The sequence below is a fragment of the Citrobacter sp. JGM124 genome (assembly GCF_018257795.1).
Taxonomy (GTDB): Bacteria; Pseudomonadota; Gammaproteobacteria; order Enterobacterales; family Enterobacteriaceae; genus JGM124.
In genome coordinates this window covers 182,419-207,857 of the sequence record NZ_JAERJD010000001.1, presented here as the reverse complement: position 1 = coordinate 207,857, position 25,439 = coordinate 182,419, and the positions used below count along the sequence as shown (strand labels likewise).

Annotated in this window: 27 protein-coding genes; 8 read left to right on the top strand and 19 right to left on the bottom strand. The window is 35.9% G+C overall.

The features are described from left to right. Positions 1-2: 2 nt before the first annotated feature. The 19 genes from JK154_RS00920 to JK154_RS00830 form a co-directional block, all read right to left on the bottom strand. Positions 3-968, bottom strand: a complete 966-nt coding sequence (locus tag JK154_RS00920; RefSeq protein WP_211990607.1) for a hypothetical protein — start codon at positions 966-968, stop codon at positions 3-5. Positions 969-1,186: 218 nt separating this feature from the next. Continuing rightward, positions 1,187-2,242 (bottom strand): hypothetical protein, encoded by a 1,056-nt coding sequence (locus JK154_RS00915; RefSeq protein WP_211990606.1) that lies wholly within the window; start codon positions 2,240-2,242, stop codon positions 1,187-1,189. 131 nt (positions 2,243-2,373) lie between these two features. Next, on the bottom strand, positions 2,374-3,555 hold the full coding sequence (locus tag JK154_RS00910) for an IpaD/SipD/SspD family type III secretion system needle tip protein (RefSeq protein WP_249215704.1): 1,182 nt from the start codon (positions 3,553-3,555) through the stop codon (positions 2,374-2,376). A gap of 54 nt (positions 3,556-3,609) precedes the next feature. After that, positions 3,610-4,866: a type III secretion system protein gene (locus tag JK154_RS00905; RefSeq protein ID WP_211990605.1), complete on the bottom strand. Its 1,257-nt coding sequence runs from the start codon at positions 4,864-4,866 to the stop codon at positions 3,610-3,612. A gap of 34 nt (positions 4,867-4,900) precedes the next feature. Further along, entirely contained in the window at positions 4,901-6,745 is a 1,845-nt protein-coding gene (gene sctE, locus JK154_RS00900; protein WP_211990604.1) for a type III secretion system translocon subunit SctE, read from the bottom strand. Beyond that, positions 6,746-7,303 (bottom strand): type III secretion system translocator chaperone SicA, encoded by a 558-nt coding sequence (gene sicA / locus JK154_RS00895; protein ID WP_211990603.1) that lies wholly within the window; start codon positions 7,301-7,303, stop codon positions 6,746-6,748. Between the two features lie 168 nt (positions 7,304-7,471). Next, a complete protein-coding gene (locus JK154_RS00890) occupies positions 7,472-8,563 on the bottom strand; it encodes an EscU/YscU/HrcU family type III secretion system export apparatus switch protein (protein WP_211990602.1) in 1,092 nt (363 codons plus the stop codon). Positions 8,564-8,578: 15 nt separating this feature from the next. Continuing rightward, positions 8,579-9,343: a type III secretion system export apparatus subunit SctT gene (gene sctT / locus JK154_RS00885; protein WP_211990601.1), complete on the bottom strand. Its 765-nt coding sequence runs from the start codon at positions 9,341-9,343 to the stop codon at positions 8,579-8,581. 12 nt (positions 9,344-9,355) lie between these two features. Beyond that, a complete protein-coding gene (sctS, locus tag JK154_RS00880; RefSeq protein ID WP_211990600.1) occupies positions 9,356-9,610 on the bottom strand; it encodes a type III secretion system export apparatus subunit SctS in 255 nt (84 codons plus the stop codon). After that, positions 9,607-10,278, bottom strand: a complete 672-nt coding sequence (locus JK154_RS00875) for an EscR/YscR/HrcR family type III secretion system export apparatus protein (RefSeq protein WP_211990599.1) — start codon at positions 10,276-10,278, stop codon at positions 9,607-9,609. The genes sctS and JK154_RS00875 overlap by 4 nt, the downstream gene beginning before the upstream one ends. Further along, the gene (locus JK154_RS00870) at positions 10,268-11,191 is read right to left on the bottom strand and encodes a FliM/FliN family flagellar motor switch protein (RefSeq protein WP_211990598.1); all 924 of its coding nucleotides are present in this window, start codon (positions 11,189-11,191) and stop codon (positions 10,268-10,270) included. The genes JK154_RS00875 and JK154_RS00870 overlap by 11 nt, the downstream gene beginning before the upstream one ends. Further along, on the bottom strand, positions 11,188-12,039 hold the full coding sequence (locus JK154_RS00865) for a hypothetical protein (RefSeq protein ID WP_211990597.1): 852 nt from the start codon (positions 12,037-12,039) through the stop codon (positions 11,188-11,190). The genes JK154_RS00870 and JK154_RS00865 overlap by 4 nt, the downstream gene beginning before the upstream one ends. Continuing rightward, positions 12,020-12,481: a type III secretion system protein gene (locus JK154_RS00860; protein WP_211990596.1), complete on the bottom strand. Its 462-nt coding sequence runs from the start codon at positions 12,479-12,481 to the stop codon at positions 12,020-12,022. The genes JK154_RS00865 and JK154_RS00860 overlap by 20 nt, the downstream gene beginning before the upstream one ends. Next, positions 12,462-13,760, bottom strand: a complete 1,299-nt coding sequence (gene sctN, locus JK154_RS00855; RefSeq protein ID WP_211990595.1) for a type III secretion system ATPase SctN — start codon at positions 13,758-13,760, stop codon at positions 12,462-12,464. The genes JK154_RS00860 and sctN overlap by 20 nt, the downstream gene beginning before the upstream one ends. A gap of 15 nt (positions 13,761-13,775) precedes the next feature. Beyond that, positions 13,776-14,183 carry a hypothetical protein gene (locus tag JK154_RS00850; protein ID WP_211990594.1) on the bottom strand — a complete coding sequence of 136 codons (408 nt, stop codon included), beginning with the start codon at positions 14,181-14,183 and terminating at the stop codon, positions 13,776-13,778. Positions 14,184-14,194: 11 nt separating this feature from the next. Continuing rightward, positions 14,195-16,243: an EscV/YscV/HrcV family type III secretion system export apparatus protein gene (locus tag JK154_RS00845; protein ID WP_211990593.1), complete on the bottom strand. Its 2,049-nt coding sequence runs from the start codon at positions 16,241-16,243 to the stop codon at positions 14,195-14,197. 60 nt (positions 16,244-16,303) lie between these two features. Continuing rightward, entirely contained in the window at positions 16,304-17,419 is a 1,116-nt protein-coding gene (locus JK154_RS00840; protein WP_211990592.1) for an HrpJ domain-containing protein, read from the bottom strand. Positions 17,420-17,435: 16 nt separating this feature from the next. Next, a complete protein-coding gene (sctC, locus tag JK154_RS00835) occupies positions 17,436-19,199 on the bottom strand; it encodes a type III secretion system outer membrane ring subunit SctC (RefSeq protein WP_211990591.1) in 1,764 nt (587 codons plus the stop codon). Continuing rightward, positions 19,192-20,064: a helix-turn-helix domain-containing protein gene (locus JK154_RS00830; RefSeq protein ID WP_249215703.1), complete on the bottom strand. Its 873-nt coding sequence runs from the start codon at positions 20,062-20,064 to the stop codon at positions 19,192-19,194. Before JK154_RS00830 ends, sctC begins: the two co-directional genes overlap by 8 nt. 566 nt (positions 20,065-20,630) lie before the next feature. On the opposite strand from JK154_RS00830, the gene JK154_RS00825 reads away from it, so the two are divergent. From JK154_RS00825 to JK154_RS00790, 8 genes are read left to right on the top strand one after another with little or no spacing between them, the layout of a single operon-like run. After that, on the top strand, positions 20,631-21,863 hold the full coding sequence (locus JK154_RS00825) for a PrgH/EprH family type III secretion apparatus protein (RefSeq protein ID WP_211990590.1): 1,233 nt from the start codon (positions 20,631-20,633) through the stop codon (positions 21,861-21,863). Between the two features lie 2 nt (positions 21,864-21,865). Further along, positions 21,866-22,126, top strand: coding sequence for a type III secretion system needle filament subunit SctF (sctF, locus tag JK154_RS00820; protein ID WP_283093589.1), 261 nt, complete (start codon positions 21,866-21,868; stop codon positions 22,124-22,126). Positions 22,127-22,175: 49 nt separating this feature from the next. Further along, complete coding sequence (gene sctI / locus JK154_RS00815; RefSeq protein ID WP_211990589.1) at positions 22,176-22,499, top strand: type III secretion system inner rod subunit SctI; 324 nt, start codon at positions 22,176-22,178, stop codon at positions 22,497-22,499. After that, entirely contained in the window at positions 22,499-23,299 is an 801-nt protein-coding gene (gene sctJ, locus JK154_RS00810) for a type III secretion system inner membrane ring lipoprotein SctJ (protein WP_211990588.1), read from the top strand. Before sctI ends, sctJ begins: the two co-directional genes overlap by 1 nt. Then, positions 23,289-23,846 carry a hypothetical protein gene (locus tag JK154_RS00805; RefSeq protein ID WP_211990587.1) on the top strand — a complete coding sequence of 186 codons (558 nt, stop codon included), beginning with the start codon at positions 23,289-23,291 and terminating at the stop codon, positions 23,844-23,846. The genes sctJ and JK154_RS00805 overlap by 11 nt, the downstream gene beginning before the upstream one ends. After that, a complete protein-coding gene (locus tag JK154_RS00800) occupies positions 23,824-24,477 on the top strand; it encodes a type III secretion protein (protein WP_211990586.1) in 654 nt (217 codons plus the stop codon). The genes JK154_RS00805 and JK154_RS00800 overlap by 23 nt, the downstream gene beginning before the upstream one ends. 19 nt (positions 24,478-24,496) lie before the next feature. Next, positions 24,497-24,859 carry a hypothetical protein gene (locus tag JK154_RS00795; protein WP_211990585.1) on the top strand — a complete coding sequence of 121 codons (363 nt, stop codon included), beginning with the start codon at positions 24,497-24,499 and terminating at the stop codon, positions 24,857-24,859. Between the two features lie 49 nt (positions 24,860-24,908). Continuing rightward, positions 24,909-25,412 (top strand): lytic transglycosylase domain-containing protein, encoded by a 504-nt coding sequence (locus JK154_RS00790; RefSeq protein WP_211990584.1) that lies wholly within the window; start codon positions 24,909-24,911, stop codon positions 25,410-25,412. Positions 25,413-25,439 lie beyond the last annotated feature (27 nt).

Below are 25,439 nucleotides of genomic sequence, written 5' to 3'. Positions count from 1 at the left end.
TTTTATTTGTTTTTTCGTACTGTGGTAAATACATTAACAAGATTTTGCAAAACAGACTGCACATTTGTCCTATTAATATTTTCACCTGCTTGATATGAAGGTTCAGGATCGTGAATTACATTATAAAAAATATTGTCAAACTTCTCAGTTACTGGTAACGCTGGTCGTAATGGATTTGTTCGAATTTTAATTGCCGCAGCCAATCCGGAGCAATAATCTCTAAAATAAATACCATTAGCGATTATTTCCATCCACTCCTGCTTAGGTTTCGTTAACTCATTAATAGGGTGAAACAGTTTTTTATAACATTTTTCCGCGTCAGCGGTGAATATATCTCTATCGTCTGGTTTTTTCACTTCTCCCTGGTTATAGTGATGCCATGCTTTACGACAACACTCTGTATAAGCTTCCACGTGTCTATAAAGCGCCTTTCTTCCATACTTATGCAATAAGTACGATATATCTGATGTAAAAGCCATCTGTTCATATCTGTTATCGGTTGACTTTTTAAATGCCAGACAAATCTTATTAAATTTTTTTTTATCCTCAGGAAGAATATCTTTGCAAAGCATACCAAGCAAATTCTGTACTTGTGCTGAACGCCAATCAAATTGCAATTCTCGAAAATAAATGGGTAGATCCTTACAGGCTATAGCAACATAAAGTCCTTCTGCTTTAGCTCTATTGTATGGATTCATAACAAAACCCTGATAAGGATCCTCATCATCCGAATTCCCAATAATCTTCCCTAAAGTCAGCTTGAACGGAACCAATTGCGTATGGCTGGTGCTCGCTATTGATATTGCTCCAGCCATACTACTGGAAACAGGTACAGAATTACCCCCCATGATATTACGGACAAAACCTGCTATTAAATTATTATAGTGTTCTTCAGCATATGAGTTATTACAGTAGTCAGTTTCTACTGAACTGCTTGATATACTACCAGAATATATGCCATTTTGCATGATAACATGCTCCTGCCAGTCATTAATGATTGATTTTAGATATTTTTAAACCATACCATACGATGGTATTAAATATAAAAACCCAGCTCGGAGATTAAATTAACATATTTCATATGATATATGAACATCACCTCCTGAAAGGCATAAACATAATCAATTTATATGACGTACGATATCATGCACAGCCATATTAACATTGTGTCTTTTCATAATCATCATTACACATTACAGCAAAATATATTCATAATATTTTTCAGTATCCCCCCAGAAGAAGAAATACTTACAGCATCATCATTTTCAAAAGAATGCAATAATACATTTTCTGTTTTTGGAAAAATCCTTTCGAATGTATTATTAAGGGATGCTACAGAGAGTTGTGTATTAGGATCTATTTTTATAGTCGCACCTAAAGCGCTACATGTATCCTTAAAGTATAACCCATCACAGACAATTCCCGCCCATTCTTGCTTAGGGTTCGTTAGTTCATTAATTAATTTATATATAATTACATAACAAGCTTCAGCCCCAGGGGAAAAAATATCATCATCACCAGTATTCCCCAGATGCCCTGGTGTATGGTAATACCATGTTTTTCGGCAGCACTCAGTAAAAAGTTCGACTTGCCGGTAAAGTGCCTGCTTGCCGTATTTATTCAATAGAAAAGAGAGATCACGAGCAACAATACCCTCCATTTTATAATCATCTTCTACTGCTTTAAAACCGCTACAGATTTTATAAAATCTTTCCCGGTCTTCAGAATGAAGCTCTCTGGACAGAATGCCCAGTATGTTTCTAATTTGTTTATTTTTCCAATCTAATTCTAAATTGCGGATTGAGTCTGGAAGATCTTTACATGCTATAGCCTCAAATAAATCACTCCCCTTCCCCCCAACGGCAGGATTTAAGATAAAAGCCTGAAGAGGATCGCTGTTATTTAGATCCGTGAAAGTCGTTGATAGATTCAATCTTCTGGGAGCGACATCACACTGATTGAGTGAAGTCAGTGGCCTGGCTACTGTATTATTAATTATTAGATTCTCGGGATGGTTACCAGAAATATTTTTTATATTATCAAGTAATAATCGGTTTGCAGGCAGAGTGCAACAACAATGATTTTGGATGCTCGTCGTATCTGTGTGACTGAGGCCAGGAGATAAAAAATCATTTCCCCCAGTTTGACCATTAGTATTGCCCGCGAGTGGTTGATGATATGATTGTGCATGTGCCAGAATCTGTGTATTTGATATATTTTCAGAACTTATACTATTGTACATAGATTCCTCTTTGGTTAGTTACCGACTCTAAATAACCCTTTATATTATCAATTGGATAATTACTATAAAAACATTTGCATAATAAATGATAAAATGAGGGTGAATGTATTTCTATACAGTGTAATAACTCACTAGCTCAACGATTTAAGCACATCCCTGGCACTATCACCTAAAGCACTTATAGCCCCACTCAATACTTTATTAATGTTATCGAATGTATTATTAGCCTGGCTATATCTTTGGGCAAATGACTGCATATTACTCTGAAAAGCATTCCCAGCAGCATTAAAGCTTGCCAGCCAGGCTTGGTAGCTAGCTGTTGAGACCTTACTATTATTTATACCCGCGGGATAAGTACCTGATACAGAATTATATTGATCCATATTGAATGTAATATTTCCAGCGTCATCAATTTTAAAGGCAGGCTCAAGCGTTGTCTTCATGCTAATTTTGGAGTCATTGGTCATACTGCTCCAGCCCTTAACACTGCCAAGCTCTTTATTCAGCTTGTCGACATCCTTCTGGAAAGAATCATATCCTGCCTGCATGATGTCTTTGTCAAATGTCACATTATTGCCATCATCTCCTGCTGTTACTGCATTTGCTGATGCTTTTTGAACGTTTTCATTAAAAGATTCATACATTTCTGTATAACTTTGCATCAGGTCAGCATAGAAATCGACATAATCTGTTTTTATCTCCCCAATAGCCATGGCAAGCCTACGCCAAATCTCAGAATAGCTGGTTCCCGTAGTTATCTGCTCACCTCCTCTATTATCCCCTCTCTGCTGCTGAGAATAGCTAGCTTCATCGCTTTGTTGGGCTTGACCTCGATTCATCATTGGTTGTAATTGTGCTACTGAGTATTTTTGATACAGTAACTGATTACGTATTTTATCATGAATACGGCTTAACTGTTCACTGCGCGCATAAAATAGACCTTTCATATAATCAGCATTATTGCTTCCCTTAATAATATAGCTCTGTATAGCAGAAAGATTATCTATCATACTTTGTATATCATGGTCAGGATTTCCGGGCCTAATATTTTTCCAGCCACTCCTGTCAAATAAATCAGCTATTTTATTGATGCGATCAGTATCATATCTTAATAGTTCTCCAACTACATCGTTACATAATTTATTGATTTCATTTTTAGAAAGGGATGTATGATCATTCAGTGCCGAGGCTCCCTCTAATGACGATAGATCATTATGCACTGTAACTACATCAGGTAATGATGCTACATGGCTGGTTATAATATCTGGTAACGGCATTGAGTTTCGGTGTGCATTGTTTAGTTCAGGATTCATTTAACACTCCTTATGGTACAAAGCCAGACATTAATCTGGCTTAATAGTTGGAGATTAACGCATACGATCTGCGACAGATGATGCAGCACTATTATTGTTACTCAGCGTATTTTCGAAGAATTGATTTAAAGCTGATTTAGTTTCTGCAGCCTTTCGCGATGTTTGCTGATGGGTATTTGCAATTTCGTTATTTACTGTTTGATCGGCACGGGCCATTTCGGCTTCTTTAGTCTCTCCCGCGGCACTAACATTAAATCCACCTTCGACCATTTTTTGGCCAGAATGAACAATCGTGTTGCCATAGTCAGAGCCAGCACGTGTATGGTTAGTCTTGATCTGCACTTGATTATGCTGGTTACGGGCGGTACCACTTAAACCCGTACTCAGCGGCACTCCAGCCCCAATAAGACCAGAAGCTGATTCATTTAATGTTTGCCCCTTATGCAGTAGGTTATCCGCTGCACCAGTTGTCGCTGCTTGATGCGTTCCTTGTTTTCTTTCAATTGTAATAGCTTTAGAAAGATTATTGTTTATAGATTTTGATTCATTATTCAAGGCCTTCATCGTCCTTGTAGCGGTCACTCCTTGCCCAACAATACCGGCAGCCCCAGAAGTAATAGCACCTGTCATACGCTGCTTCTCGGCTTCAATACCCTTGTTTCCTGCACGATTAGCCGCTTCAACAGTTCGCAGGCTAGATTGTGCGGAAGACTTAGCTGACTCAGCTTCTTGCTTCGTCAGCGTTTGAATGAGCTGATTATTCAGCGCCATCATTTTTAAATCACCCATGACATTGATAAACTGGTGGCCTGTAGCATCAACGGAGGTAATATCGGTTCCCCCCTCAACGACTTGTTTAGTACTAACAGCAGGAATTGCTGAATTTAACGAAGAGGTACTGGTTTGCAGTGATTTATTTGCATTATTTGTCTGATTTAACGTCTGTAATAAACCAGGTTGTGTATTAAACAACGTTGCAGCAGAAGCAGCAGCACGTTCCAGTTTATTAATATCACTACCATCCATAGCAGTAGTTAATTTCATTAGTTTCTGGGCTTGTTCTGCATTTATTTTTTCTTGTCGTGCCGGAGGGGCAGAAAGAGTTGGCCGAGTATCCAACTGTACCATCAAACTTTGCCCGTGAATAAGAGATGTTATCATTCCAGGCTGAATAGCTAGCGCTGAAAACTCTTGGGCAATATCATTATTCGATTTCCCAATATCATTCCCGTTAGTTATTTTTCCGGATGGCCCTGCATGTGCCGGTTTAATAGCATAGAGATTACTATCTAACATAGTTATATTATTCATAATGAATATTCCTTTATTGATATAGAATGGAAGTTTACCCGGCTACAACACTCATCCTTCTTGTTATATATTTCCCTGCCTGCATTCTACTATCAGCAATTAGTGAAATATTCTTAACTATTTCACTTGTAGAATCTATACGGGATTTAGCGACTTCAACGATATGATTAAACATTTCATTTAGAAGATTCTGTACCGCAGCAGTTTCCAGAAGCTGGGCTTTAATTTTTGCCGCATCAACTTTCATATCCGCAGTAATGATATTTCCTGTTGTCTGTATCACATTATTAGCTGCAGAGACCCCGGTGAGCCCTTTATCAGTATAATTAGTCACACGTGCCATGCTCTTTTCCTGCATACTAAAAGAGCGTCCAAATCCTTGCCCCATACGCTTAATCAAGTCTCCCATGGCATTATTAAAGACTTTATCCATGACTTTAGAGCCTAATTTTTTCATCACTGCGTCTGAAAGCTTACCCGCCATATTACCCGCGAAAGCGACAGCAGCAACCATGATAATGGCAGCCGCAATAGCTCCTATTATTTGACCAATCATCTCAGCAGTCGATTTATCAAGACCAAAAGCTTCAAGAACTTGAGTATAAACCTTACTAAGTAACTCCATTAAGGGCTGTAAAATTGTTTCCATCAACGGTTTTAGGGCCTCAGAAAGAAAAGAAAAACCATTAACAGCCTGATTAATCTCATCACCAACAGTTAAAGCCAGGCCTATTGCAGCAAATGCCAGTGAAGCACCACCAGTAAATGCAGCAGCAGCAAAACTAACAGCAGTAATAACCCAACCTAAAACTTTGCCAATGCACCCCATCACTTTTTGCATTTCTTCTGATTTACGAACACTATCTTCATATTCCTGTGCTTTTTTTGCTGCGTCTTTAGCTGCGGCCTCTGATAACTTACTTTTAAGCTCAGCTGCAGCTTCAAGATCATTGCTGGTACTCATATCAATAAGCTTGGACATTAACGCAATAAGAAAAAGTAAACTTTTTGATTTTTCATTATTCTGCTTACGCTGATTTTCTATCACTGCATGTTGATTTTGTGCTATTGAGTTTATAAGAGAGCGAGACTTTTCTAGCGTATTGTTCAATGCAACTCTTGACGTATACTCAGCTTTGATAGCGGGGTTTAAGACATTTTCTGTATGCTGATGAAATACCAATTCAGCTTTATTAGCTGCAGCCTGAGCAATAAGAACCGTTTTTTTTGCCTCATTAATTTCTTGGGCTAATTCAGCAGAAACTGGGTATTGTTTATCGGCTTCAGCTTCTAGCATAGCCAATTTGGCTTGAGCATTTTGTAGATCAGATGCTGCCATTTTGGAATCATTTTCCAACCTGTTAGATTCTTTCTGAGCGGTATGAAGAGCATCTGAGTTATTAGCCCATTCCATACCTTGTGTTTCCAGCGAAATTGCCAGCTCAGAATAGGTGCTTTCAGCACCGGCCATCGTTGCATTATAGCTTTTAAGTTTTGAAATCTGTTCCTGTAGCGAAGCACCTGTAGATAATTGACCTATTTTCCCTTGCAATTCGATTATTCTAGCTGATGTACATAGCGTAGAACTGCCAGGTTCATCATTTGGATTAACCAGTAAAGGCATATCTTGATGGACTAAATCAATGCGCCCTCCCTGCCCATTTATCGCATTACGAGTATGTTCAAGTACACTCATAAGTTGCTTTGGTTGTATGACTTGTAAAGCATCTTTGACGAGATCTAATTGTGGATGGTCTTTTATCGCACCATTAGCAAAGCGTTTAGCCTGATCGCTCTGTTTTTTTAATTGTTGTTGATCAACATTACTCAGAAGATGGCGATTTTCAATACAATCCAAAGAATCAATATGTATATTCATTTATATATCCTCATTTGTTTCTTCTGGTGATTTATTGTCCATCTCTTCACTATTTATCTCATCAAGCGCTAAGAGATAAGTACTGGCGCGCTGATTTAATGTTTCATCACTGCATTTGTTAACAACAATTTCAAAGCACTTACGAGCCTGTACAGCACGACGCTGCATTAAATTACACTGTCCTGCATAAAACATAGGTCGATAATCGTTATTTGATAACGAATAGGCTAATGCATAAAAATCAATGGCCTTTTGATAATCCTTTTTCAGTTGATAAACTGCCGCTAATCCCATTGCATATTCGGGATTATAAAAATCATAGATACAAAGAAATCTGAAAAGCGACTCTGCATCATTAAGTTTACCATGATGGTAAAAATCATAAGCAAGTTTATAGACATCATTCATTGTTTCATTGGAAACGCCATTCACATCTTTAAGAGTCGCACCGTTCTGAATCGCTTCAATTAAATTTTCTGAATAAAGTTCAATTTCATTATCATCATTAAAATGCTCTTCCATATCGCATGATATATCATGCATTTTTTCATTATTCATTCTTACCTCTTACACTATTTACTTAGAATTCCAGAAATACATTTCACTAACTCGAATGCAGACAGTAAAGAACACAAAAAATCATACTGACTACCTCACATGATTAATACAAAAAAAACGCACTGTTCTAGTTATTTTTATCCATTACACTATCCTGACTAATTTTATCTACTGCACTCCTGTATCGTTTTCTGTAAATTCATTTTCAGTTTCTTGTGAGATATCCATGCCAGCCACTTCTACCTGACGTAACCAAATCAGAATATTCATAATTTTCATAAGAACATCATCATCAAGAGAAATAAAACTATATTGTCGATAAGATTTATAAATTCGCCTGGTCAGAGGAATATCTCGAACGACTGGAACACCGATCTTTTCAGCATAGGCTATTGCTGCTTTAGCTTTTTGATGAGTAGTACGGAGTGCAATAAAAGGCAACATTGCGACTTCTGGATTAAAATAGATGGCTATCGCGATATGAGTTGGGTTTGCCATGACAACTTCTGAATTTCTGATTGCTGACATTTCTTCCCCTGAGAGAATTTCATGATGAATTCTTCGCCTTGCTCCTTTTATTTCTGGGTTACCATCATTTTCTTTTCGCTCTCGTTTAACCTCATGCTTATCCATTTTGAGATCTTTAAAATGTAAAAAATATTCAACAATAAAATCAGCAATCAAAATAACCAATGAAAAAGTTATAAACACCATTACAGATTTAAATGCTAAAGATACCCATAAAAAAACGAGCTCATGTAATCCGGCATGAACAACAGACAATACTTTCTTCAAATCATTTTTGACTAAAAAGTAGCAAACCAGTGTAAATACAACTAAATAGCATATGGATTTTACGAATTCTTTAAGAGTTCGCATACTGAATATTTTTTTCACACCTTCGACAGGATTTAACGCTTTAAAATTAAGCTTGATCGCTTCAGTCGCAATAGAAAACCTTGTCTGTAATAATGTCATAGCAATACCCACGACACTCAAGATAACTATCACTGGCAACACAATTCTGAAAAAAACAAACATCAATTCTAGCAAAAAATCATTAACCCTAATTTCAGAATTGTGAAACATTAGCAAAGTATACAAAGAGATAAAATCTTTAAAACTAAGTAAATGAGATATAAAATAAACCCCTGAGACTAAACATAAAGTAGTAGTCAAATCTTTACTTTTAAATGTTTTCCCTTTTTTAGCGGAGTCTTTACGGCGTTTATCTGTTGGTTTTTCTGTTTTTTCGGCCATTAAATATCACTTCATTTAAGAGATAAATGTTTGCAATGCCAAGTTTGAAAATATCTGCCATGGCTTTTCAGTCATGGCTCTAAAGCCATATAATAAAAAAACGATAAATGCGATGAAACTTTTAATTGTTAATGACAGTGAGAATGGATTGAGCTGAGGACAATAGCGTGCAAAAACACCTAATAATAATTCGGCGACAAGCATTACCATCAGAACTGGAGCAGCCAATATAATACTATTTTTAGCTATGACCATTAGCAAGTAACTTAACTCTTGCCAGTGAATTTTCATTACATTACTGCCTTGTGGAAAAACTTGGTAACTTTTCATCATTAACTCCAGTAATAATTGCATACCTCCGCTGGCAAAAAATATTGCGCCAAAAGCAAAATTCATAAATCCTGACAATACGGAGCTCTGGCCACCATTTACAGGGTCGATACTATCACTCAGTGTTGCACCTCGTTGATTATCTAATAATTCGCCGATATTGATAGCGATCCAGAAAGGCACACATAATGTCATAGCAAGAATTAATCCAACGACAACTTCCTGTACTAGCAAAATAAACCAACCCTGCTCTGGTGAGATAACTAATTGAGAACATGGCCAAAGTCCAATGATCGTTAATGTAATAAGCGTATTTTTAATCACTAATCCAGACAGAACTCTCTCACCTAATACAGGTAACATATAAAAGACAATAGCGATTCTTGCATATGCCATTACAAATAAAAGCACACCATTTTGAAAGTTAAGATAGTAAATGATAAACTGCATAAACAGCCCTTTTTAACGGAAGGCCATAGTCATAGCCATTGTCGCAAAATTTAGCATTTCTGCAGAAAACCATTCAATAAGCATAAAAATACTGGCAAAAACAGCCAACATCTTTAATCCAAATGGTAAGGTTTGTTCCTGTATTTGCATAACAGTCTGAAATAAACCAACAATAATTCCAATGATGGTCGCAAATGCAATCGGAACCGCTGTCAGTTTTAATACAATAATTAGTGCTGAATTACCTATAAATAAAACATTATTCATGTTGTCATCAGATCAGCGTACTGTGTGATCAGTCCTTTAGTTAAAATACTCCATCCGTTCATGGTAACAAATAAAATTAACTTTATTGGTATCGATATTGTTACGGGACTCATCATCATCATGCCTAAAGCTAATAGAATACTTGAGACTACCATATCAATAACTACGAATGGAACATATAGATAAAAAGCAATTTTAAAAGCACTTTGTATTTCGCTCAGTGCATAGGCTGGCATTAACGTCATTAATGGTAATGAACTTAACTCATGGTCTTCTACGATAATATCCTGTTCTTGATTTTTATTCTGCTGAACTTTATTGAAAAACCTAATAAGCTCATGATCTGAATATTGTACTAAATATTCTCTATAGCCGCCAAGCCCTTGCTCGAAGAATTGTGTAACAGATGAACTATTATTGAAATCAATATGGTTAGATTCAACATAGCTGGATATCTTTTGACATACTGGCATCATCACAAACGCTGTCATAATTAATGCGACGCCATTTAGCGTTATTGTCGATGGTACTTGTTGAATACCTAAAGCATTTCTCACCATGACCAGGACAATAGAGAATTTTATAAAACAAGTACCTCCTGCAATAATAAACGGCAGGAGTGTAAAAAATGACAATAATGCAATCAAAGAAATATCGTTACTTAACATCTGGATGGCTCGTTTTATTTTCAGGTGACATGTTTATTTGATTTATTTCTACAGCTAAACCACCACTTTCCAGAGCAACAAGTTCTCCTGTAGCAAAGAACTTTCTATTCAGATATATTTTTATTTTTTGTTCTGCATCAGTACTTACAGGTAACATACTCCCGGCAGTAATATTATTTAAATCCCCCAAAGTTATTACATGACTGTCCAGAACAAATTCAAGATCAACAGGCAGATTTGTCCAGTCTAATAAATGTTCTTCTTCACCACGCGATGGCTGTACATTGACAATGTTCGATTGTGTCACAATAATCCCCTCATTACCTTGATAATTAAAAGTGAATAGCTTTTTGCCGCCAATATCCAGCGAGCATTGCTGTTTTTTTATTAATAACAGGTCACCTGATATAAGTTTGGTAAGTACTGATAACGGAATTTTGCTAGTTCCCAATACGTAATTCAGCGTCAGAGGCAACCAAAATAGTGGGATTCTGTTACCATAACTATCATTTGACTCCCCTGGCCAGTCGGCACATAGAATGGTACAAGGATCAGCGATAAGAGATACTAATGTACTCGGGATCGGTTGCTGTAGCATGGAGACATGCTCAACGGTCCATAGTATTCCTTCAACAAGAAAACTCAGTTGCAGCGTATTCAGCCAGCTGGCAAGATAACCCAATGGCACTTGCTGCCATGGTATACCTGGTAAGTGACTGTCCATGCTATGTAACCAGCTGTCTATATCGAAAAAAGCTGTTACTTGTCGATTATATTCATCTATCATTTTTAGCTGCAGATAACGAATATCGGTCTGCGTTTCAATAATCACACGTCCAGGATTACAGTGGAGCACATGCTTAAATCTTGAGTGCTTAAGATTACTCACTCGTAAATACTGGCGTAAGTTCATTCCTGTTCATCCTCCCATCTCTGGGCTAATTTACGCCATTCAGCATCATCTTCATCGTAAGATTGTGGCTGTAATACTTCTGTCACATATCCATTGAGATTCCCTATTTGCCTGGATAACATATCTGCAGCGCGTATGTCTGAAGGCTGCAGGGTCAGATTATCTGCTCGATGTGAATGGACTGGAATATGTACTTTCACTGAATGATCACCAGACCAGCGTGAAAACTGATAATTGATATTGAGAGCTTGTCGCTGAGTTCTCGTATTTTCAATCAAACTATTGGCGGTTAATTGATGTATTCGCTCCACAATTGATGATATTTCAGAACGCGATTTTATTTCATGCTGGCGAGAATCTACATGTTGAGACAATATCTCTTGTTTTGGTTGAATGACTAATGGCTGACTTTTATTAATGTCATTATCCTGAGTTTTACTTCCCGCATCATTATCAAGCGCTGATGTATCTGAATACCTTACATTTTTATTAATACCTTCTCCGGGTAAGTTATAATTATTTCCATGACTATGGTAAGTCAAAATTGACTCTGATCTATTTGTAACTTGTTTTTTTTCTTTATTAAGAACCATGCCAAAAATTGAGCTTTGAGAATGCCCATGATTAATATGACCGACACGAGTAGAAAGTATCTGGTTATCAGTATTTTTTCTTTTGCCGTATAACTCCGGGAAAAAATTAAATATGCAATTGCTTATATTTTCTCCGTGAGACATAGTTTTCTCTTTATTTCTTTTTTTAATATTTTTCACAAGACTGTTCATATCCAATGATGCATCTGGATTCACTTCAACAGTTGATGTAAGTTCATAGTTTTTTTCTATCATAAACAGCCTGTTCCTGTATTTCATTTTCAGAATTATTATCGCGCCGTCGATTTTCAATTCTTTTTAATCGCTGTAGGTATTTCGTCATTTTATAATTTCGTTTATTTAATTGACTCATTACAATGTTCGATTCTTTTAGTCCATCCTGATACCTAATTTTTTCTTCTTCTAATTGTGTGATTTTATGAGAGACTATTTGGAGATGTGCGAGAAGAGCCCCCTGGCGTCTTATCCCTCTATAAATATCTGCCCTCGCTAATATTCCTGATGGTGTCAATAACTTAATCTGCTGATTGATATAAGCTTGTTCTTCCTGGTAGTCCTTGATCTCTTTCTCAATCGTTAATAACTTACTTTCTATCTGAATGATATGTGATAGCAAAATTTCCTTTTTACGTTCAAGTAATAAAATGAAATTTTTTTCATTTTGCCATACATTCATAAAAACGATCCATGCATGACTGAATATCAGTATTTTCTTTCATATCTTGTTTAAGAAAGGATTCCATATCTATTTTACGGTCAAAAGCTAAGTCATTCTGTAGATTCTCTCCTCGCCGATATTCACCAAGATCAATATAGAGCTGCATTTCTTTTTGTTTTATCAAAAAGTCACGAAAACGTAACGCATTTTGCTGATGTTTTTTTTCAGTCACTTTTTGAAAGACACGGCTAATACTTTTCAGGATATCAATTGCAGGGTAATGTCCTTGAGCTGCAAGTTTTTGACTTAAATAAATATGTCCATCCAGAATTGAACGCACTTCATCACCAATGACATCGGCCTCCTCTTCGTTTTCTATCAGTACAGTATAAAAAGCGGTAATAGACCCATGATGAAAACGGCCAGGCCGCTCGAGTAATTTGGGTAAGGCTTCAAAAACGGATGCTGGGTATCCACGCCGGGCTGGCAATTCACCCATGCTCAGAGCAACATCACGTAATGCACGAGCATAACGAGTTATAGAGTCAATAAAGAGCAAGACACTCTTACCTTGTTCACTGAAATATTCAGCGATAGTTGAAGCAACCTGTGCTGCATTACAACGCTCCACACATGAACGATCAGATGTCGCATATACCAGAATAACCTGTGAACGACGCGAAGACTGACGCAGTTCTTCAACAAACTCAGTAACTTCACGTCCACGTTCACCAATTAAACCAATAACATAGATATCAGCCTCTGAATGCTCAATTATCATATTCATTAGTGATGTCTTACCACAGCCAGCTGCCGCAAAAATACCTATTCTCTGACCTTGACCACATGCAAGTAATGCATCAATTGCCCTGACGCCTGTTATCAGGGGAGTTACGATCGGTTTTCGCTGTGTAAAATCTCTTGGTAAACCTGTGACTTCAAGATTGACCTCATTTTTACAAAATTTCGTCCGGCCATCATCAAGATAACCACAAATATTACCTGTAGAATCAAGAATAGTTCCTGCCAAGGAATCACTGACATTAATGCAAAAAGGCTTTCCCGTAGGCAATAATACATTGTCCCTTGAAAACCCCTGATTATCATTAAGCAAACTTAGTAAGGTATACTCCCTGTTAAAACCAATAACTTGCGCAATTCCGATAACCTCAGGTTCAATAATAGAACGTTGTATTTCGCAGATTTCACCAATTTTTGTACCGGGCAAATGTGCTTCTATTACACTACCCTGGATTCTCAAAGGATGTGCAAGATGAACAAAACAATGTTCAGCCATGGTCGATTCCTTTATTTAAACGAGTACCATCCGATAGTCCTGTAAGACGGTCAGATAATGATCTAAAAATGCGAGGAATGACTCTGGTGATTCTAAATGTTGTTCCTGAACTTGTGCTCGTAGCTCAAGATTACCTTCAACAGGATACAAACAAGGTTGCCCACAGTAGAATACATCTTCATTATAATTAAACATAATTGGGAATATGTTTGAACTTGAATATGCCAGAGCTGAAGGATTATAGTCACAGAGTTTCGCCCATACCCATACTTTATCATCCTCATTTCGAATATGGATGGTTGGAATATCATCTTTCATATTCAAAGATATTGTCGAATGGTTACTTAAATCCTCATCAATAACATTAGAAAGACCTACATTATTTAACATACTGGACAGCAGAGAAACCAGATCATATTTCATATATACCCCATTTAATTATCAAGTGAACCAATGACATCGACATCTATACCTGCAGAGATCTCTCCAAAAGATAGCACCTCCATCTCAGGATATGTTCCTTCAATTATTTTTTTAACAAACCTCCTGATATCAAGAGATACCATCAGAATAATATCTCGGGCATCCATATGATTTGACCCTAGTGAAGAGTCAAGTCGTTTAATAATGTTTTCTGTTTCTGGTGGTGGAAGATTAATAAAAGTTCCACTAGATGTTTGACGAATTCCGGTACGGATCTGATTTTCCATATCATGTGACATGACAAGAGTTCTTATAACTCCATTGGTTGAAAAACGGTTGGATATATAACGAGCCAATACCCCACGCACATGCTCAACCAACATAATAGGATCTTTTTCCTTAGGGGCCCACTGTACCAATGCTTCAAGAATAAGGCGCATATTTCTGATCGAAATACGCTCTTGTAATAAACGCTGAAAAACTTCAGTGATACGCTGAACAGTACTACTACGGTAACACTCTTTTAGCAATTCTGGATACTTTTTTTCTAAGTCATCTAATAATGTTTTTGTTTCCTGAATTCCAAAAAACTCTGAAATATTATGAACCAGTAAAGTAGACACACAAGAATAGAACTCATCAATGGCGCTTCTTGTATAAAAGCCAAGTTGATTAGCTTTCTCAAGGAGATCATCAGGTATCCAATAAGTTTTCCCATGGTGTGTTTCCATGGTGATTACGTTAGGCTCAATTATTTGTAGTTCTTCCCCTCGTAATAATATCTTATTCATTTCAGGGATTACTTGATAGACTGCTACTTGTATCTCATTAATGGCTACAGAGAGTTTTCCACGTTCAACATTGGCATCATAATTCATGACAACCTCAGGCAATCTGACTCCATATTCAATAAAGAAGTTACGCTTCAAAAGTGATGGTAGATTATGCTGTTCAAAATATGTTTCATAGCCTTTCCACGCTGTGATGATCAGTGGGATAGTTTCAGGTATAAATTGTCCATCAATCATAACTGGTTTACTTTGTGCTTCACTAGATTCGCCATCAGGCCTTGAGTCGTTTGACGAACGATTCTTCTTTTCAGAATGTTTATGTTTAAAAAATACGCCCAGTAACAATAATGCCAGCAAAATAAAAATAGGTAATGGGAAACCAGGCAACAATCCTAAGGCTATAGCTAATATAGCAGTAATAACAAGAATGAATTTATTAGAGAACATATCCTGAATTATTTTCGCACCAAGATTATTATTCTCATTATTATTTACTCGTGTAACAATCAGTCCACCACTGATAGATATTAGTAGTGCAGGTATCTGACCAACCAATGCATCACCAATAGTCAATAATGTAAAAATTGATGCAGCCTGGGATACATCCATGCCATGCTGAAAAACACCAACCGCAATCCCACCCAATAAATTGACAAATATGATAATTATTCCAGCGATAGCATCACCCTTGATGAATTTCATCGCGCCGTCAAGAGCACCATAGAGCTGACTTTCAGCTTCCAAATCTTTACGTCTGCGTTGTACTTCTTTTTCATCAATGACACCAGCTCGCAAGTCAGCATCAATGCTCATCTGTTTCCCCGGCATTGCATCGAGAGAGAAACGAGCAGCTACTTCAGCAATACGTTCTGAACCTTTCGTTATAACAATGAACTGTACAATCGTCACAATGAAAAAAATAACAAAACCAACTACTAAATTATCAGCAATAACAAACTCACCAAAACTTGAAATGATTTCTCCGGCATCTGCATCTGCCAGCACAAGACGGCTGGTACTGATTGATATCGCAAGCCTAAATATGGTGCTAATCAGCAATATGGATGGAAACGTAGAAAAATCCAGTATTCTAGTTATATAAAAAGAACCCAAAAAAATCAATAATGAAATAGTTAAATTAAGGCCGATGAGAAAATCAACCAAATAAGTAGGAAGTGGAATAATCAACATAACCACAACCATAATCATTATGACCAGTATAATAATTTCAGGTCGAGACCTAATTTGTAATACAAAATTTTGTAACATGTCATCCCAACACATTAATCATGAAATTTATAAATTAGTCAGTATATTAATACTTCATGCTCACCAGTGAATACTTTCTATTTCTATCTCTTTTTCATAGATGGAAAGCATTAAAGAAGACATAAACTCCTGAATAAAACAATGGCATTGTACATCAGCATATAAAAAACTTGGCGTATCATTATAAACATTCCGTAGCGTCTGCACCGCTTCAGCCTTCTGACTCATGAGAAGGCTGGACATATAATTACAATTAAAACTCAGGAACTTACTTTCAAAGTTATGAGAATCAATCAAACCAACCATAAATAAACCAAGAATGCTTGACTCGGCTAATTTACCATTATCATCTTTTATTTTTTCATTAAAACTAAGTTGTCTGAAACTTTTAATCAATAACTGGTCTATGGTATGTAAAACCCTTGCATCTGATAATTTTGAACTTAATGCTCCAAACTCCTCAAAATGTATACCAGGTACATTTGCTTTCATATCAGAGACTAATGCAGTAAGAGTAAAAGAAAGTAAACGGGTTCTATTTTCACATCCAAATTCATCTATCCAATCTTGATAAATAAAACTGGCAGGCAAATCAATCTCAAGAAACCGTAAATAACTATTACGTAGTTCTTTAGCTGATATAGGGATATTCCCTTTTGAAATACTGAATTTTTTAGCCAAACATCCAATATTTATGCCTGAATTCATTTTTTTTCTATCACAGAATTTCTCTAAATCAGTAATTGCCTCTTTAACTTTCTTTTTTTGTAATTCTGATAACTGGCGGCTCAAAAGAAGTTCACGCAATGCTAGCATGAGATCACTATCGTTTGGAAACAAGCTTCTTGAAAAATTAATTAAATTAGTAGGATCTTTTATTTGATTGATTTTTTTGACAATCATTCCTAATTTTTCATCTGCTTTATCTTCAAGCATAGATGTAACAAAATCATTCTCCGCACTATCATTTCTTCGTCCTGTCTTACCGAATCGGCCAAACGTACTAAAGAGATCGGCCATCTCTTCTGCAGCATAACTCATTTCATCTTGCAAATTAATAAATGTCATTTCTGCCATTTCATTATTATTGCTAGCACTATTATGAACAGTACGATTTAAATTCTGACGGAAATCCAAACGATTAAACTCGACAGGATTGACAGAGCGGATTACCATTCACTGCTCCTTATTATTACTTCATTGTGTCACGTAACATAGAGACGGTTGATTTTAATGTCACGTCATCCCCTCCCCAGGTCCTTCCAAGAACGGGGTTAGCATTTTCATATCCCTGCCAAGTTTCACCATGCACCATCAGTTTTGGCTGGATAAGAAACAGACGCACCATTTTTTTATTACTGATATAGCTATAGTCAAAAAGTCTACCGAGGAATGGAATATCTTTTAATAAAGGTATGCCTAAATTATGATATTCATCTTGATCTCTGCTATATCCACCAACAAGCAAGCTGTAACCAACGGGTACTCGGGCTTCTGTACTAATTTGTGTGTTTTGAACGACTGGTAACGAGTCAATGTATTCACTAACCCCATCACTACCTAACGGTAACCCCCCATCCTGGATATTTAGTATCATCTCTATTTCTTGTTGTCGCTGCGCAAAACGAGGCAGTACACTGATCATCGTCCCATACGTTACCTTTTCCAGCGATGAATTTCTTTCACCAATTAACTTCGCATAAAAGCTGCTATTATTATCAAACAAAGCTGGTATATTTTCTTGTGTCAGTATTTCTGGCCGTGAAACGACTTGTGCATTTCCTTTTTTGACTAATGCAGTCACATCAGCCAGAAAATGAACACTATTTTCAGGTGTTAGCGAGCTCGTATTAAATGTGATGCCTGTGTTACTGACCTTTGCTGCACCTTGCCAGCGTACGCCCAATTCATTTACATCATCTTTAGAAATATCAATGATCCAAAGTGATAGTTGGATTTGTTGCTTTGGAATATCAATAGCATTAACTAAATCCTCTACGAAACTCACTTGCCGAGCGGAGCCCTGGACCAACAGACTATTAGTATCTGAATATGCCACTATGTTTACAGAGTCTGACGCCATATTCCCGGTGCTATTAGTTTGATTCCTGGCAGGTATAGAATTAAAAGCCGGCAAAGGTGGATAACTGCCATTCTGATTAGCAGACATCGCTTCAAGTGTATTTTTCGTATCATTATCAATACTGATATGCGCACGTTCAGTTGAATGAGCTCTCCCTGACCCATCATGTGAGCGATTAAGCAATTGATTAAGAACTGTTGCTACACCTGGTATAGTGACGGGCGTATCACGTTGGTTATACGTTCGATCATTCACGAAAGTATTCTTTAACTTGATAACCCGAATAGTTGTTTCACCCGTACCTGGTTTTGCATACGTCGCATCAATATATTTCGCAGCAGCAGTGACAAGTTCGACATATACAGGTGGCCCCGATGTATAAAAGGAACCAGCCCGCCCATTAGAGCGTAAAGGAAAACGTGGGTCATATAGTCCAGATGACTGCAGAAATGCAACCAGTCGATCATAAGGTGCATACGCTAGCCTTACAATACTGCTTTGAATTTCGCTGGAGTCATAAACATAAATAGAACTACCATCATCATACCAAATTAATCCAGTTTGAGCGGCAAGTGTTGCGAGCAGCTCTTTTGGCTTACTCAAATCAAAATTACCAGATACACGTTTTTTAGCTGCTTCAGTACTAACAATTATAGACTTATTTAACGCACCGCCAAGTACATAAAACAATTGCTGAACACTATTATTACTGGCTACATAAATACTATCATCATTCATTGATGGCGCATAATTACGTATTGTCTCTTCTTTATTCTTGTTAAATAGTTCAGCACTAATGCTGTTACAAAAAAAGACACCGAGTAAAAATATCATTGCCCTCTGATATTTTTGTGTTGTCCCAAGCTTAGTCATGTAACAATCCTTCCAATTTTTTAAACTCCCTTGGAGTGATTCCGAAGATAGACTTTATTTCACTCGAAAAGTGAGATGAAGACGAGTACCCATTATTCCCTGCAATTGTTGCAATGGATTTATCTTTTTCTATTAACTGTAATGCACTATGTGCTGCACGCCACATTCGTAACTGTTTTTTAGGGCCACAGGTAAATGCATTGTGACAAAGTTTTCTAAAATAAGATTCAGAAACACCATAAACTTTACATGCATTGTAAAGTTTATAAGCGTCATTATCATTCTCACCCTCAAAAACCTGTGATAATAAAAAATATGCAATCCAATAACTTTCCATATTACGAATGAATGTGTATATACATTGTAAGCTCTGTTTTTGAGGATTAATGATTCCACTGATCAGGATATCCATCAATCGGTCTGTAGTATTATCCAGAAGCAATATAATATTTCGCTCAGTTTCGAGTGATTCTTTATCACTTTCGCTTTTATCCTGACAAAGTGTCTTCATCTTACCGATCCCAGACTCACAATTTTTAGTCTGATAATCAAGAAAGCAGAAAAGAGTTGAGATTTGTGATAGAGGAAACTTTTCCACCATCCATTCATTCATGAAACGCACTGTCAAATGATCATTCGAAGCAAGCAATATAGCATTATTGATAATATGCCTGTCGCTACTTCTGTCATTGCCGTCCGACAAAGTCAGCATTGATTCATTACTCATTGGTCTAACCAGCAATAACTCGTCATTGATTTTTATAGTATTGTCTACTATTTTTTCTGTAGTCGGTATTAATAGCCTGTCGTACCCCTGCATATCCGAACGATAGTATCCAGAACAGTTTGTTAATATTTTTCTCATGGAACCTCAATCTAACGTTAGAAGCATATAAACAATAATCAATGTTAATACTTAAGGGAATTTAAGCATATTAATATAATACTCATTTTCAAAGTACTTATACATAAAGTTATTTAACACAACTGTTGTCTGGCCTCTTAACAGGTGTTTTTTAGTAAATCTAACAGGAAAAAACTTAGCGTCAATTCACTTTCATTAAATTAAACAATAAATAAAAAATGTAATAAAAAAATCAAAAAAAAATCAAAAAAACACTATTGATATTTTCCACAATGAATTTTATAGTTCTTCCCTGTTTGTTTATTCATACACACATTAAATTCTCGTTAAATGTAAACGCATATCTTTCATAATGGTTTCTAATACATATATAGGTATGTGTGCCGTTTTACTTAAATATGATTCTATTGAAACATCAAGTTTTTAAACAGATAGTTTAATAAACCTCTGTTATAGCGCTGGATATCATAGAGCTTGATATGTTTTTTATAAAAACTGTTAAATAATCAGTTGTACTCTATGGTTCCATATCGATAAACAGCATCAGACAAGAAGCAATCTGTACTATGAGAAATGAAGAAGTAACAAAACACTACTCTTTGAAGATATTATTTGGCCCTATGTTTGGCTGTGAGCTTTATCTTCCTGCAGATGACTATTTTATTATTATTAACCCTGGGGTTACACTACTCGATAAGAATGTAGAATTAGAGACTGAACGTGACCATGCTGTACATTACGCATCAAACACGCTTTATATACCTTGTGATATAAGCTCACCTAATATCACTTTATTTTTATCTGATCCTACAATTGATGGTGAACATCTTTATTTCAATATTGAAGTTCATGATGATCAAGGAAACTGCCGTAAGTCCTCATTTAAATCGAACGATATATTCACTCATGAACATATCAAGATTGCTGTGAAATGTAGCGATGACGCATGGTCTCCTGACATCAAAAATCATCATCTTATGCCATCACTAACAGCATCGGGTTATGATTCAACTCGAAGAAAAATTAGAAATAAAAAAATTTTAGCAACATTCTGTACTGTTTTTTTTGTCTTTCTTGTTATCGGTTTGTTGTCTTTTTTTTCATATTATAAAGTATCGTCAGATAAGCAACTCATTAGCCTTAGCGAAGTGTTTTCCGGTGCACCTGGTTCTTTAGAGATAGTAAAAGGACACAATGACAAGTATATTTATATACTGGCACAAAATTTTCAAGATATGGAATGGGCGAAGGAAGCCGTAAATAAACTGTCAGAACATAATAATTTGATTCCTGTATTGTTAAGCAACAGTAAGAAAAATATAATAACTGAATTGTATAATACTGGATATCCAGTATTACAATTAGACTTTAGCTCCCCGACACACCCTGTTCTTACAATGTATCGAACACTAAGTTCGGATGATGAGTTAGCGTTGAAAAATATAGTTTTTGAAAAGATACCTTTCGCACACAGTATAGATTTCAATATAAAAACGAAAGAACATCTTATAAATGAGGCTCGCCAAGGACTAGAGCGATTAAATATTCATTATCGGCAAATAAACATGAATGATGGATACTCATTAGTTGTTAGAGATGCATTGAATGATAATACGCTCAATGCATTGCGTAATTTCATACATAAATTTGATCAGCAATGGGGAAGCACTGTTATCACATTCTCCATTAATCTTGATGAGAATTGGCTCCAGAATAAATCATATGTTGATTCGTCTTCTGGATATTTATTCCTGAATCCCAGACATTGGTATTTTCCATTAAAAAACAAGGAGTTTTGACTATGCCTAATATGAATAAAACAACTGAAAATAATAATTATTTTCTCGACCAAGTATCATCGGGTTTTGAATCCGGTGCTGAGAATATGATTACACAATTGAATAATGCAGAAGAAGAACTTAAAAAAGACCCTTCTAATCCTGCTGTTTTAGCCAATTACCAGGCTAAGTTGCAAGAATATACTCTCTTCCGTAATGCTCAGACCAGCACCGTTAAGGCATATAAAGATATTGGAGCTGCAATAATCCAAAACTTCCGTTAATCATTAGAGGTACGGCATTTTCCGTACCTTTTATTTACAGGACTTAAACATGAATCAAGGTATACAAGCGTTATCATCACTGACTCAATTGACACCATATGCATCCCACATTGATAGTGAAACATCGGTAGCTATTCATGATGTGAATTTCAACAATCTCGTTTCAAACGCATTTAATAAAATAAGTGAAACAACTACGCAGTACAAAGATATTATTAATTCACTAAGTCACTCAGAACATTTTTCTTCTGATCCGAAAACATTACTGATGCTTCAAAGCTATATTGGTGAATATAGTAATTATGTTTCATTAGTCAGTGCTTTGGCTAGAAAAGGTGTTGCCACAATAGAAACCTTGGAAAAATCTCAATAATGTTATCAAGAATCTTCCCTGCTATTGGACTGGTCTTAACCATATTATTCATTTCTGGCTGTAATGATGAAAAAGTTTTAGACAGTTTGACACAAGAACAAGCCAATCAGACATTATCCATTTTACAGCAACATAATATCTCAGCATGGAAAAATGGAAACTTAAAAGCAGGCTACACAATTAGTGTGCATGCTACAGAGAATACGGCTGCACTTTCCATTATTAACCAATATCAGCTACCCTGGGCTGCTGATGTTCAGATTGGTAATGCTTTTCCTGATAGCTCGTTGGTTTCTTCTCCTGGTGCAGAGCAGGCACGAGTAAGATCTTTGCAAGAGCAGAGGCTGGAGCAATCATTACGAATAATATCTCAGGTAGTTAATGCTCGTGTACATATAAGCTACCCTTACTTTACCAATGACCTTTCAGGTAAAAATTCAGCCAGTCATATAGGGATTTTAATCTCTTACAAGGGTGAAATAGATGAAAATATCTTTATTTCGCAAATTAAATCACTAATAAAAAATAGTATTGATGATATTCGTTATGAAAATATATCTGTTGTTCTCTTTCATGCGCCAATAATTCAGTACGCACCTCCATTGCAAGTGCCAGGATCACAGGCATACTTCTGGAGTATTATTTATTCTGGAATAATAATACTTATTGCAACCATTTCTGGTTATATTATTTACATGCGTTATAACCAAAAAATTCAGTATAAAAATATGCAGTTATCTTCTGAGGTATCATCCCCACAGAAAACAAATAGTGAGGTTCCAGAAAATAATGATGACTGAAGATAATCAGATGATGAATATATTATATGCCCCTTTATCGTATACGCATTCAGATAATTTGTCTTCAATATATCCTTCGATGGAAATTTTGACTGATGTTATACTAAACCACTGGATTATTACCAAATATCATCTTGATGATTTGCCCGATGTCTGGAAATATGATAATCCTATTTCGACGATCTTAATTTCAAATTGGTATATTATACCTAAAATATCTTACTTTATTGGTGGGTATATTTTACGTGAGCGTTTAATTCTTGACAACAGCGTATTGATGAGTGATTTACAATTGCTTTCTTTTATATCACTACCGCTACGTCATTCCGTACAAGGTATCAGTGATTATAAAAATATTAATTACGCTACATTCGGTGCAGCATTCATTTTGGGAATCGCAAAGAATTTTCCAATTGCATTAAAGCAACGTTTACATCTTTTTTTTCCATCTGATATGGATTTCCCTAAAATAAAAATATCCATAACACCAGATAATATTAATTTGTTAAAAATGGCTATAATTTATGCGCGTAATTCCAATAAGTGATTTGCCACCAGATCATCACAATCTTTCCGTTATTCATTTCAAAGAGCGAGATCGTAATAAAAGATTAGCGACAGCTCTTGAACGTACCTTAGCTAGCTGTAGTAAAATGCATAAGGAATATGAGTCTCGCACTCTTGTTTTGAGAGAAAATAGCCAAAAGGAAGGATTTATTTCTGGCGTTGAAATGTTTATGACACAGTTAATCCATTTTATTAATAGTTATGAAAAACTTCAAAATGCAAGACTCGAAGCTTTACGAACCAGTATCATGAATTCAATTAAAAATTCATTTCATGATACCGTTATTGTTGAGCGTATCATTCATAATTTACAAGTTCAGTGCAATCAACAAAAACCACTGCGAATTATTATCCCTAAAAGAGTTAAAATACCTGATAACATAGATTATTCAAGTTATATATTTAGTGAAGACAGTAATATAACCATTCAAAATGATATGGATTCTATTCGTTTTCCTATTGACTCTGTTTGTCAAAAATGGATGACTCATGCAGATAATGAAATTTATATTTTTAACAAGGATATCTCTGAACTCATACCGGAAATGATTTCAAAAATCATTAATATGAATCCACATTCAGATGATCACTCAGCTATAAATGAAGAGTAAAAAATTTGGAGACTGATAGATGAATATTTATTCTGATAATAGTAATATATCACCCATCACTGCTTATAGTGATGCGCATGATAGCGATGACTTTAATAATTTAGTATTAAAACACATTAAAGAAGTCCAACCTGATGGTACTCTAGATGAATTACTTAATGAAATGAAGGCACTATCACCAGATACCCCTCGCACAATGCAGCAGCTAAATTCTGCATTGCAATATTCAGATGCTATTTTACGCACCGATCCAGATTATGCAGACTACACTACCGCTGTACTGGATAAAAAAACAGCTCAATTATCAGGATTAAATATGCTTATGCATAACATGCTTTATAAATCTCTGTTAAATAATAATGAAGAAAAAGATTCAATCTAATTTTTGATATAACAACAGCATATCCCCGGACCACCTCCGGGTTTTAAATATGAAATTTAAAATTAAAAAAATCATTCTCCCTTTGTTTTTTTCTTTAACGTCTTTTGGAGTGTTTTCTAATACTAATGATTGCATACATGAAGCAGCTCAGTGTTTTAAAATAAACCCACTTATCATTAGAGCGATAATCTGGCAGGAGTCAAATAACAGACAAAATGTGATTAGTGTGAATAAAAATAAAACCATTGATATCGGAGTAATGCAAATAAATAGTATCCATTTTGATAATTTGAGATCACAAGGCATATCTGAAAAGGAGTTAAAAGAAAATAGTTGCTCAAATGTTTTTTCTGGGGCCTGGATTTTAAATAATGTGATACAAGATGCTGGCTATACATGGGAAGGCATTGGTAGATACCACTCTAAAACCCCAATGTTTCGTGACAGATATATATCGGGTCTTATCGAAATAATCGTTAACAATAATAAAATTATCAATGATATTCAAATCCCTTATAAAACAGGGATTCGTGAGAAATTTCACTGTCGTTAATTTTATTATTAATAACCCAGTCAGGAT

Excerpts from the sequence above, each read along its gene's own strand:
- JK154_RS00805 (WP_211990587.1), top strand. The coding sequence starts at position 23,289 with ATGATGACTGAAGATAATCAGATGATGAATATATTATATGCCCCTTTA.
- JK154_RS00850 (WP_211990594.1), bottom strand. The coding sequence starts at position 14,183 with ATGAAATATGATCTGGTTTCTCTGCTGTCCAGTATGTTAAATAATGTA.
- sctS (WP_211990600.1), bottom strand. The coding sequence starts at position 9,610 with ATGAATAATGTTTTATTTATAGGTAATTCAGCACTAATTATTGTATTA.
- sctJ (WP_211990588.1), top strand. The coding sequence starts at position 22,499 with ATGTTATCAAGAATCTTCCCTGCTATTGGACTGGTCTTAACCATATTA.
- JK154_RS00795 (WP_211990585.1), top strand. The coding sequence starts at position 24,497 with ATGAATATTTATTCTGATAATAGTAATATATCACCCATCACTGCTTAT.
- sctE (WP_211990604.1), bottom strand. The coding sequence starts at position 6,745 with ATGAATATACATATTGATTCTTTGGATTGTATTGAAAATCGCCATCTT.
- sctF (WP_283093589.1), top strand. The coding sequence starts at position 21,866 with ATGCCTAATATGAATAAAACAACTGAAAATAATAATTATTTTCTCGAC.
- JK154_RS00830 (WP_249215703.1), bottom strand. The coding sequence starts at position 20,064 with ATGAGAAAAATATTAACAAACTGTTCTGGATACTATCGTTCGGATATG.
- JK154_RS00790 (WP_211990584.1), top strand. The coding sequence starts at position 24,909 with ATGAAATTTAAAATTAAAAAAATCATTCTCCCTTTGTTTTTTTCTTTA.
- JK154_RS00840 (WP_211990592.1), bottom strand. The coding sequence starts at position 17,419 with ATGGTAATCCGCTCTGTCAATCCTGTCGAGTTTAATCGTTTGGATTTC.
- JK154_RS00845 (WP_211990593.1), bottom strand. The coding sequence starts at position 16,243 with ATGTTACAAAATTTTGTATTACAAATTAGGTCTCGACCTGAAATTATT.
- JK154_RS00800 (WP_211990586.1), top strand. The coding sequence starts at position 23,824 with ATGCGCGTAATTCCAATAAGTGATTTGCCACCAGATCATCACAATCTT.
- sctC (WP_211990591.1), bottom strand. The coding sequence starts at position 19,199 with ATGACTAAGCTTGGGACAACACAAAAATATCAGAGGGCAATGATATTT.
- JK154_RS00915 (WP_211990606.1), bottom strand. The coding sequence starts at position 2,242 with ATGTACAATAGTATAAGTTCTGAAAATATATCAAATACACAGATTCTG.
- sctI (WP_211990589.1), top strand. The coding sequence starts at position 22,176 with ATGAATCAAGGTATACAAGCGTTATCATCACTGACTCAATTGACACCA.
- JK154_RS00825 (WP_211990590.1), top strand. The coding sequence starts at position 20,631 with ATGAGAAATGAAGAAGTAACAAAACACTACTCTTTGAAGATATTATTT.
- sicA (WP_211990603.1), bottom strand. The coding sequence starts at position 7,303 with ATGAATAATGAAAAAATGCATGATATATCATGCGATATGGAAGAGCAT.
- JK154_RS00860 (WP_211990596.1), bottom strand. The coding sequence starts at position 12,481 with ATGAATGTATGGCAAAATGAAAAAAATTTCATTTTATTACTTGAACGT.
- JK154_RS00875 (WP_211990599.1), bottom strand. The coding sequence starts at position 10,278 with ATGTTAAGTAACGATATTTCTTTGATTGCATTATTGTCATTTTTTACA.
- JK154_RS00920 (WP_211990607.1), bottom strand. The coding sequence starts at position 968 with ATGCAAAATGGCATATATTCTGGTAGTATATCAAGCAGTTCAGTAGAA.
- JK154_RS00905 (WP_211990605.1), bottom strand. The coding sequence starts at position 4,866 with ATGAATAATATAACTATGTTAGATAGTAATCTCTATGCTATTAAACCG.
- JK154_RS00910 (WP_249215704.1), bottom strand. The coding sequence starts at position 3,555 with ATGAATCCTGAACTAAACAATGCACACCGAAACTCAATGCCGTTACCA.
- sctT (WP_211990601.1), bottom strand. The coding sequence starts at position 9,343 with ATGCAGTTTATCATTTACTATCTTAACTTTCAAAATGGTGTGCTTTTA.
- JK154_RS00890 (WP_211990602.1), bottom strand. The coding sequence starts at position 8,563 with ATGGCCGAAAAAACAGAAAAACCAACAGATAAACGCCGTAAAGACTCC.
- JK154_RS00870 (WP_211990598.1), bottom strand. The coding sequence starts at position 11,191 with ATGAACTTACGCCAGTATTTACGAGTGAGTAATCTTAAGCACTCAAGA.
- JK154_RS00865 (WP_211990597.1), bottom strand. The coding sequence starts at position 12,039 with ATGATAGAAAAAAACTATGAACTTACATCAACTGTTGAAGTGAATCCA.
- sctN (WP_211990595.1), bottom strand. The coding sequence starts at position 13,760 with ATGGCTGAACATTGTTTTGTTCATCTTGCACATCCTTTGAGAATCCAG.